Annotated in this window: 7 protein-coding genes; 5 read left to right on the top strand and 2 right to left on the bottom strand. The window is 71.1% G+C overall.

Translation table 11 applies throughout. The annotated features are described in order from the left end of the window. The first annotated feature begins 272 nt into the window (after positions 1-272). From AC1DP0_RS13045 to plsY, 4 genes are all read left to right on the top strand, one after another. A complete protein-coding gene (locus tag AC1DP0_RS13045; RefSeq protein WP_478084986.1) occupies positions 273-920 on the top strand; it encodes a lysoplasmalogenase in 648 nt (215 codons plus the stop codon). Positions 921-1,136: 216 nt separating this feature from the next. Continuing rightward, a complete protein-coding gene (gene leuS / locus AC1DP0_RS13050; protein WP_478084987.1) occupies positions 1,137-4,076 on the top strand; it encodes a leucine--tRNA ligase in 2,940 nt (979 codons plus the stop codon). A 33-nt stretch (positions 4,077-4,109) separates the two neighbouring features. Further along, a complete protein-coding gene (locus AC1DP0_RS13055; RefSeq protein WP_478084988.1) occupies positions 4,110-5,006 on the top strand; it encodes a DegV family protein in 897 nt (298 codons plus the stop codon). Beyond that, positions 5,003-5,605 carry a glycerol-3-phosphate 1-O-acyltransferase PlsY gene (gene plsY / locus AC1DP0_RS13060; RefSeq protein WP_478084989.1) on the top strand — a complete coding sequence of 201 codons (603 nt, stop codon included), beginning with the start codon at positions 5,003-5,005 and terminating at the stop codon, positions 5,603-5,605. Before AC1DP0_RS13055 ends, plsY begins: the two co-directional genes overlap by 4 nt. 56 nt (positions 5,606-5,661) lie before the next feature. On the opposite strand, the gene AC1DP0_RS13065 is transcribed toward plsY, so the two are convergent. Beyond that, positions 5,662-6,213, bottom strand: coding sequence for a hypothetical protein (locus tag AC1DP0_RS13065; RefSeq protein ID WP_478084990.1), 552 nt, complete (start codon positions 6,211-6,213; stop codon positions 5,662-5,664). A gap of 531 nt (positions 6,214-6,744) precedes the next feature. Further along, complete coding sequence (gene purU / locus AC1DP0_RS13070; RefSeq protein ID WP_478084991.1) at positions 6,745-7,587, bottom strand: formyltetrahydrofolate deformylase; 843 nt, start codon at positions 7,585-7,587, stop codon at positions 6,745-6,747. A gap of 155 nt (positions 7,588-7,742) precedes the next feature. Between purU and AC1DP0_RS13075 the strand changes: the two genes are divergently transcribed. Beyond that, on the top strand, positions 7,743-8,744 hold the full coding sequence (locus AC1DP0_RS13075) for a ComEA family DNA-binding protein (RefSeq protein WP_478084992.1): 1,002 nt from the start codon (positions 7,743-7,745) through the stop codon (positions 8,742-8,744). Positions 8,745-9,143: the final 399 nt, after the last annotated feature.

Below are 9,143 nucleotides of genomic sequence, written 5' to 3' on the forward strand. Positions count from 1 at the left end.
GTCGTGTGGTCGGCGTCGATGGTCTGCTTGCAGACCTGGAACGCGGCGTTCTCGCACCACGTGATGAGGCGTGGTGTCGCGAGGACGTCGAGGTCGCCGCTGCCGACCCGGGCGGACGTGTCGTCGGCGGTGACCGTGTGCTGGAACTTGCGCATGGGCATTCGACGAGTCTGGCAGAGAACTGGACGTTCGCCGACTCGTCTCGACAGGTGGTGGGGCTCCGCGGCGTGTCTGCCCCGCGAAACCTGAGTCGTTGCTGGGAATCTGGGGCCGTGACCACCCACCTGTGGGTCATCAGCGTGGCGCTCGGCGTGACGGCGCTCGTCAACTGGCGATCCGTGCTGCGCGGCGACCACGTCGTCGAGCGGCTGACCAAGCCCCTCGTCGTGCTGCTCCTCATGGGGCTCGCCTGGTCGCTCCACTGGGAGGGGCGTGCACCGGGCTCGCCGCCACTGCTGCCGGTGGTGGTGGCGCTCGCGTTCTGTCTGGTCGGGGACGTCGCGCTGCTGCGGGCGACCGAGACCCGCTTCCTCGTCGGGCTCGCTGCCTTCCTCGCCGCCCACGTCGCGTACATCTGGGCGATCCTCGAGACGCCGGGGGTGGACGGCTTCCCGTGGCCGCTGCTGGTGGCCGTGCCGGCCCTGGTGCTGCTCCACGCGAAGCTGGGGCGCGACATCGTCCGCCACTCAGGTGCGCAGCGCGTGCCCKTCTTCGTCTACCAGCTCGTGCTCAGCGCGCTAGTGCTCGTCGCAGCCTGGAAGGGGGACTGGCTGCTGCTGCTCGGATGCGCGGTCTTCGTGGTCTCGGACGCGGTGCTCGGCCATGACCGCTTCGTCCACGAGCGGCGCTGGGCCCCGCTGACGGTCATCGTGACCTACCACGTCGCGCAGGCCCTCATCGTCGTCGCCCTCTTCCGCTGACGGGGGTTCGCACCCAGTCGACGGGGGTGGGGCCCGGGAAGGCGGGGCCACAGACGCTGGCTGACGTGGGGGCTGCGCTAACCTTGGGCGCATGGCTGGACTGCTGCTCCTTCCGCAGCCGCGTTGACGAAGGTCGGGACTCCCGACATCAACGCGGCTCCCCTCCTGTGCGAGGGGTTTTTCTTTGCCCAGACGAGCAGCGACGAGAGAGACGACATGAGCGAGCAGACGAACGACACCCCGTTCCGCTACACCGCGGCGATGGCGCAGCAGATCGAGACCTCCTGGCAGGACCGGTGGGAGGAGGACGGCACGTTCAACGCCCCCAACCCCGCCGGCCCGTGGGCCGAGCCGGAGAAGGTGGCCGCCCGCGGCGAGAAGCTCATCGTCCTCGACATGTTCCCCTACCCGTCGGGTGTCGGCCTGCACGTCGGCCACCCGCTCGGCTACATCGCGACGGACGTCTACAGCCGCTTCCACCGGATGCTGGGCAAGAACGTCCTGCACGCCCTGGGTTACGACGCCTTCGGCCTCCCCGCGGAGCAGTTCGCCGTCCAGACCGGTCAGCACCCTCGGAAGACCACCGAGGAGAACATGGCGAACATGAAGCGCCAGCTGCGCCGCCTCGGGCTGGGCTTCGACAACCGCCGCACCTTCGCGACGATCGACGACGACTACTACCGCTGGACGCAGTGGATCTTCCTGCAGATCTGGGACGCGTGGTACGACGCCGAGGCCGTCCGCGCGGATGGTGGCCGCGGCAGGGCCCGCCCCATCAGTGAGCTCGTCGAGGAGTTCGAGTCCGGCCGTCGTGCCGTGCTCGACGCCGAGGGTCGTGGCTGGGCCGACCTGTCCGCGACCGAGCGCGCCACGGTCCTGGAGGGCCATCGTCTGGCCTACACGTCCGAGGCGCCGGTCAACTGGTGCCCGGGTCTCGGCACCGTGCTCTCCAACGAGGAGGTCACCAACGAGGGCCGTTCCGAGCGCGGCAACTTCCCCGTCTTCCGTCGCAACCTCAGCCAGTGGAAGATGCGCATCACGGCGTATGCCGACCGCCTGGCCGACGATCTCGACGGCGTCGACTGGCCCGAGAAGGTCAAGCTCATGCAGCGCAACTGGATCGGCCGGTCCAAGGGTGCGCGCGTCAGCTTTCCCGTCACCACCGGAACGGGCGAGCAGGACGGCATCGACGTCTTCACCACCCGCCCCGACACGATCTTCGGCGCGACGTTCATGGTCATCGCGCCCGAGCACCCGCTCGTGGACTCCCTGGTGCCGCAAGGCAGCTGGCCCGAGGGGACCAAGGATGCCTGGAAGGGATCAGACGCTGACGCGAGCACGACCCCGGGGGAGGCCATGGCGGCATACCAGCTCGCAGCGTCACGCAAGGGTGACGTCGAGCGCCAGACCGAGGGCAAGGACAAGACCGGCGTCTTCACCGGCTCATGGGCCACGAATCCCCTGACGGGAGAGCGAATCCCGGTCTTCGTCGCCGACTACGTGCTGATGGGCTACGGCACCGGCGCCATCATGGCGGTCCCCGGGCAGGACACGCGCGACTGGGAGTTCGCCGAGAAGTTCGACATCCCGATCGTCCGCACCGTGCAGCCGACCGAGGGCCACCCCGACGACGAGCCGTTCCTCGGCGACGGTGTCGCGATCAACAGCGCCAACGAGCGCATCTCGCTCGACGGGCTGCACGTCGCCGACGCAAAGGCGCGCATCATCGACTTCCTCGAGGCGGAGGGGCTCGGCGAGGGGACCATCAGCTACCGCATCCGCGACTGGCTCTTCAGCCGCCAGCGCTACTGGGGCGAGCCGTTCCCCATCATGTTCGACGAGGACGGGGTGGCGTATGCCGTCCCTGACGACGAGCTGCCGCTGACCCTGCCAGACGTGCCGGACTACAGCCCCAAGACGTTCGACCCGGACGACGCGCAGAGCAGCCCCGAGCCGCCGCTCTCGCGCGTGCCCGAGTGGGTCGAGGTCGAGAAGGACCTCGGCGACGGCCGCGGGCTGCGGAAGTTCCGCCGCGAGACGAACACGATGCCCAACTGGGCCGGCTCGTGCTGGTACTACCTGCGCTACCTCGACCCGGAGAACCACGACGCCTTCGTCGACCCGGCCAACGAGGCGTACTGGCTGGGCCGTCACGACACCCCGGTCGAGGGCGCTCCGGCCGGCACGCGCGACCCGGGCGGCGTGGACCTCTACGTGGGCGGCGTCGAGCACGCGGTCCTGCACCTGCTCTACGCGCGCTTCTGGCACAAGGTCCTCTTCGACCTCGGCCACGTCGGCAGCGAGGAGCCCTTCCGGAAGTACTTCTCGCAGGGCTACATCCAGGCGTACGCCTACACCGACAGCCGTGGTCAGTACGTCACCGCGTCCGAGGTCGAGGAGCACCCTGGCGGTCACGGCGAGGAGCCGACCTTCGCCTGGCAGGGCCAGGCGGTCAACCGGGAGTACGGCAAGATCGGCAAGTCGCTGAAGAACTCCGTGAGCCCGGACGAGATGTACGACGCGTACGGCGCCGACACCTTCCGCGTCTACGAGATGTCGATGGGTCCCCTCGAGCTGAGCAAGCCGTGGGAGATCCGCGCGGTCGTCGGCAGCCAGCGCTTCCTGCAGCGCCTGTGGCGCAACGTCGTCGACGAGGCGACGGGCGCGGTGCGGGTTGTCGACGCGACCCTGGACCAGGCGCTGACGACGCAGCTGCACCAGACGATCGCCGGGGTGCGCGAGGACTTCGAGGGGCTCCGCTTCAACACGGCCATCGCCAAGCTCATCGAGCTCAACAACGCCGTGACGAAGCTCGACGCCCCCCCGCGCGAGGTCGTCGAGGCGATGGTGCTCATGCTGGCTCCCGTTGCCCCCCACCTCGCCGAGGAGATGTGGCAGCGGCTGGGTCACGACGACGGGGTGGCGTATGCCGCGTTCCCCGTGAGCGACCCCGCGAAGATCGTGCAGGAGCAGGTCACCTGCGTCATCCAGATCAAGGGCAAGGTCCGCGACCGGGTCGACGTGAGCCCTGGCATCTCCGAGGACGACCTGCGCGAGCTCGCACTCGGCCGTGACAAGGTGAGGGCGGCGACCGAGGGTGGCATCCGCACGGTCATCGTCCGGGCGCCGAAGCTCGTCAACGTCGTCCCGCTGTAGTCCCGGACCGGCTGGCGACGGAAGGAGCGCGACGTGAGCACACGGATCGTCACCGACTCRACGTCCTACCTGCCGAGGGAGGTCGTCGAGCGCCACGGCATCGAGGTCGTCCCGCTCCACGTCGTCGTCGGAGGTCAGGACTTCGTCGAGGGCCGGGACATCTCGGCGGCCCAGGTCGCGACCGCGCTGCGCGAGTACACCATCGTCACCACGTCGCGGCCCACACCGCAGGTCTTCGCCGAGACGTATCAGCGACTGGCCGATGAGGGCGCGACGGCCATCGTCTCGGTCCACCTGTCGTCGCAGATGTCGGGCACGGTCGAGGCAGCCCGACTCGCAGCGGCTGAAGCGCCGGTTCCGGTCGAGGTCATCGACAGCGAAACCATCGGTATGGCAATGGGATTCGCGGTGGTCGCTGCTGCCGAGGCAGCCTCCGGGGGAGCCGAGGTGCCCGAGGTCCTGGAGGCCGTGCACTCGCGGCTCGGGCCCTCCGGCGTCCTGTTCTACGTCGACACCCTCGAGCACCTGCGCCGGGGCGGACGCATCGGCGCCGCCTCGGCGCTGCTCGGGTCGGCTCTCGCGATCAAGCCGATCCTCGCCGTCCGCGGCGGACGCATCGTGCCGGTCGAGAAGGTCCGCACGTCGTCGCGAGCCGTCGCGCGCATCGAGGCGATGGTCCTCGACCAGGTCACGAAGGGGGGCCACGTCGTGGACATCGCGGTCCACCATCTCGACGCACCGGCTCGCGCAGAGCAGATCGCGGGCGAGCTGCACGCCCTGGTGCCGGGCTCGCCCAAGGTTCTCGTCGTCGAGCTCGGGGCCGTGGTGGGTGCGCACGTCGGTCCCGGCACCGTCGCCATCGCCGTGTCGCCGCGCCCCGGCGAGCCGTTGCCCGCCTCGCCGTCACCGGGCGAGGTCGCCGGGTCGTGAGCGCCGGTACCGTGCTCGCCTGGGCGGGAGGAGTGCTCGCAGCCTTCCTCGTCGGCTCGCTCAACCCGGCGACGATGATCGCACGGCTGCTCGGCAAGGACCTGACGTCGTCAGGGTCGGGCAACCCCGGAGCGACCAACGCCGGCCGGGTCCTCGGGCGCAGGTGGGGCGTCGTCGTCGGCGTGCTCGACGTCCTCAAGGGCCTCGTCCCGACGCTCGTCGCGGGTCACCTCTTCGGTGCGCACGCGGCATACGCGGTAGGCATCGCGGCGGTGCTCGGACACATCTGGTCGCCCTTCCTCAAGGGGCGCGGCGGAAAGGGGGTCGCGACCACTCTCGGAGCGATCCTCGGGGTGCACCCGTGGTTCGCACTCGTCGTCGTCGTGGTCTTCGCCGTCGCGGTGCTGCTCACGCGTTGGGTCGCTGCCGGCTCGATCTTCGGGGCGTTGGCCATGGTCGTCGTCGCGGTCCTCATCTGGACGGGACACGCCCCCGGCGACGTGTGGACCGGCCTGTGGCTCATGACGATCGGGCTGCTCGTGCTCGCACGGCACAGGAACAACGTCGTCGGCTGGTGGCGCCAGCGACGGCTGCCCTGAGGCCTGGTCGGGTCAGGTCCAGCGACCGTGAGCGCGGACTGCGGTCCACCCGTGGTTCACCCGGCTGCGCTCAGGGCGGCCAGAGCCCTCCGTGTGGACTCTGCGGCGGGCTCGCCGAGCTCCTCGCGAATCGCGAGGCAGAGGGTGAAGCACTCGACCGCCTCGCGGGTGCGGGCCGTGTCGACGAGGAACCGGCCGACGTGGTGCAACGTGTGGTGCTCGACGACCCGGTCCCCCGAGGCGCGGGCGAGGGCGAGCCCCTCACGGAAGTGCTCCTCGGCCTGGGCCTCGGCGCCGGCGTAGTGCTCGGCCGTCGCGAGCACGAGCAGGGCCCAGCGGAGCGTCTCGCTGCGGCCGGTCTTCCTGGCGACCCGCGCGGCCGGACCGACCAGCGCGACCGCCTCGTGCTCCCGCCCGGCGATCGTCAGGGCCTCGGCGAGGTCGACGGCGGCATCGAGCACGGCGCCGCCCGCAGCCTCGCCCGGCGGGGCTTCTACGGCGGACGTGAGCTCTGCCCTCGCGGCCGTCACGGCCGCGTCGTTCTCTTCCGCGGTTCGGGTCAGCCGTCCGAAGTGCTCCTGCCCGACGACGAACCTCGACTCGCTCATGCCTGCACGCTACCGATCGACGAGCCGGACCCGGGTGGTCGAGAGGTCGGCCGGGCATCACCCTCCTGGACGTCCACCCGCTGCAGCTCGACCGGTACCGCCGGCGCCGCCCCGTCCACCGAACCCGCCGCCACCGGGGCCGCGCTGTTGACGGTGCCGGCCGACTGGAACGACAGGTCGGCCTCGGTCGCCGGCGCGATGGTGCCGCTCGCCGAGAGACCGTCTGCTGCACCGTGCCACGCGCGACGGTGAGGTGCGTGGCTGCGTCTGCGCGCTCGCGGAGCGGTGGGTGACCGCGTCGGCGCCGCCGGCGCCCGCGACGAGCAGGGCGGCCACCGCGATGCCGATCAGTCACCGGCTGCGCCGTCGCTCCGCCCGTCGTGCTCCAGCCGTCTGCCACCGTCTCCGTCGTACGTTCCGTTCGCCACCGTCAGGGTGACGTAGGCGTGCGGGCTGGAAGATGTGATGGACGTTGCTATGAGTCGGCCATGTGTTGTTCGCGAGGTGGCCGAAAGGCAGAGCGGGGACGCGTCAGAAGACGATCGTGCGGCGGCCCGAGAGGAAGATGCGCGACTCGGCGTGGTCGCGCACCGCGCGCGACAGGACGCGACGCTCGACGTCGCGTCCGACCGCGACGAGGCGCTCGGGGGACTCCGCGTGGGTGACGCGGACGACGTCCTGCTCGATGATCGGGCCCTCATCGAGGTCGGCTGTGACGTAATGCGCTGACGCCCCGATGAGCTTCACGCCACGGTCGTGTGCCTGGTGGTAGGGCTTGGCGCCCTTGAAGCCCGGCAGGAACGAGTGGTGGATGTTGATGGCGCGACCCTCGAGGGCACGGCACAGTCCGTCACTGAGGATCTGCATGTAGCGGGCCAGGACGACGAGGCCGACGTCCTCGGACTCCACGATGCGCAGCAGCTCGGCCTCGGCGTCGGCCTTCGTCTCCTTCGTCACGGGGATGACGGTGAAGGGGAGGCCGTAGTACTCGACGAGACCACGGCAGTCCTCGTGGTTGCTGACGACGCCGACGATGTCGATGGGCAGGTCGCCGGAATTCCAGCGGTAGAGCAGGTCGAGCAGGCAGTGGTCGAACTTGCTGACGAGGATGACCGTGCGGCAGTGCTCGTCCTCGGGCCGGGCCGCGAGGTGGTGGTGCGCGATGGCCGGGCTGTCGCGGATGTGTCCGAGGACCTGGTCGACCTCGTGCGGCTCGGCGTCGAAGACGGTGCGCATGAAGAAGAGGTCGGTGTCCTCGTCGGAGTACTGCTGGTTCTCGACGATGTTCGCCGAGACCGCCAGCAGCGCCGCGGACACTGCCGCAACGATGCCGGGTCGGTCGTCGCAGGTGAGAGTCATGATGTGCCGAGCCATTGGAGCAGTCTGGACCAGTCGGGCGCGGGGGAGTGCATCGACGCGCGGGCCGTCTCGTGCTGTGACCGTCCACACCCCTCCGGCCGCGGGGCGTGTTGTCCCCAGCGGGTGCCCGGACACCGTCTCGCGGGCGCCCGGCTTCCTACCGTCGGGGTATGCCGTTCCGATCCGCCCAGAGACCGCCTGACCTCGAGCGGGTCGCCCGGGTCCTCGGATCCAGCTCCGCGGTGGGTGCACCAGGAGGGGTGGGCGCCGAGGGTCCGGCTCCGGCGGCCGAGGCCGAGGGCGGCTGGGTTCCTCAGGCGCCCGGAGCGGGGCGCGTCGCGTCGGCCGTGCGGCGACTGTCGTCCCGGGCGACCGAGGACGACGAGGTCACGCGACTCGACGCGGACCTGCGCCGCGCCCGCCGACCGGGCCTGCTCACGGTACCTGACGAGCTGCGCACGGGCCGTCGCGCGATCAGCAGCGCGGCCGTCGTGTCGCTGCTCGCACTCGTGCTGGCCGTCGGGTGCGTCTTCGTGCTGCGCGTGCTGTGGGCCGAGCGGTCGACGTCGGTGCCGGACGTCGCACCCGGCTCGTCGCGGTCCGTCCAGGTCGTCGGCGGCTTGGCCACCACCGCTGCCGTCCCGGGCGGAGTGACCACGGCGACGGGCCGTTCCGGCGCGATCTCCGGCTCGGTTCCCGTCGTGCCACCAGCAGGCGCGGAGCTGGTCGTGCACGTCGTCGGGCAGGTGGTGCGACCCGGCCTGGTCCGCCTGCGGCCAGGAGCCCGGCTGGCCGATGCGATCGCGGCCGCCGGGGGCGCAGCGCCGGGGGCGGACCTCGCTGCCCTCAACCTCGCGCGACTCGTCATCGACGGCGAGCAGATCCGAGTGCCGAGGCCGGGCGAGGTTCCGGTGTCCGGCAGTGGCGTGCCCGGACCCCCGGGTTCCGGGGGCGGGGGAGGATCCCCGTCTGGTTCGGGTGCACCGGTGAGCCTCAACTCCGCCGATGTCGCGGCCCTGGACTCGCTTCCCGGCGTCGGGCCGGTGCTCGCGCAACGGATCATGGACTGGCGCACCGGGCACGGCCGGTTCACCTCGGTCGACGAGCTCGGGGAGGTGAGCGGCATCGGCGACAAGCTCCTCGCGCAGTTGCGCCCCAAGGTGACGCTGTGACCCCGCCGTCGTCGCAGCCGCGGAGGGAGCGCGAGCAGAGGCCGCGCGGACCGTCCCTCGTCGTGCTCACCGGTCGAGAGACGGTGCGTCGGGTCAGACCGCGGTCCCGGTCCCGGATCGACCTCCGCCTGCTCGTGCCCGTGGTGCTGGCTTGGCCGGTCGTGGCGTTCTGGGCCCTCGTCGCGCCGGTCCGGCTCGTGACGGTCGGGGCGCTCGTGGCCCTGGCGGTCGGCGGGCTGACGGGCGTCGCTGGCACTGCCCGGGAGCACCGGTGGCCGGGACTCAGGCGGAGTGGGAGAACGACCGGAGCCGCATGGCGCGCCGCGCCGGCCAGAGCACAGCGCGCCTCGCCGCCCAGCGCACGGCACGCCTCGTCGGCCGGGCATCCACGCCTGCGTG

The organism is Terrabacter sp. P5_B1 (genome assembly GCF_056400505.1).

Coding starts and splice junctions, on each gene's coding strand:
- AC1DP0_RS13065 (WP_478084990.1), bottom strand. CDS start 6,213: ATGAGCGAGTCGAGGTTCGTCGTCGGGCAGGAGCACTTCGGACGGCTG.
- purU (WP_478084991.1), bottom strand. CDS start 7,587: ATGGCTCGGCACATCATGACTCTCACCTGCGACGACCGACCCGGCATC.
- leuS (WP_478084987.1), top strand. CDS start 1,137: ATGAGCGAGCAGACGAACGACACCCCGTTCCGCTACACCGCGGCGATG.
- AC1DP0_RS13075 (WP_478084992.1), top strand. CDS start 7,743: ATGCCGTTCCGATCCGCCCAGAGACCGCCTGACCTCGAGCGGGTCGCC.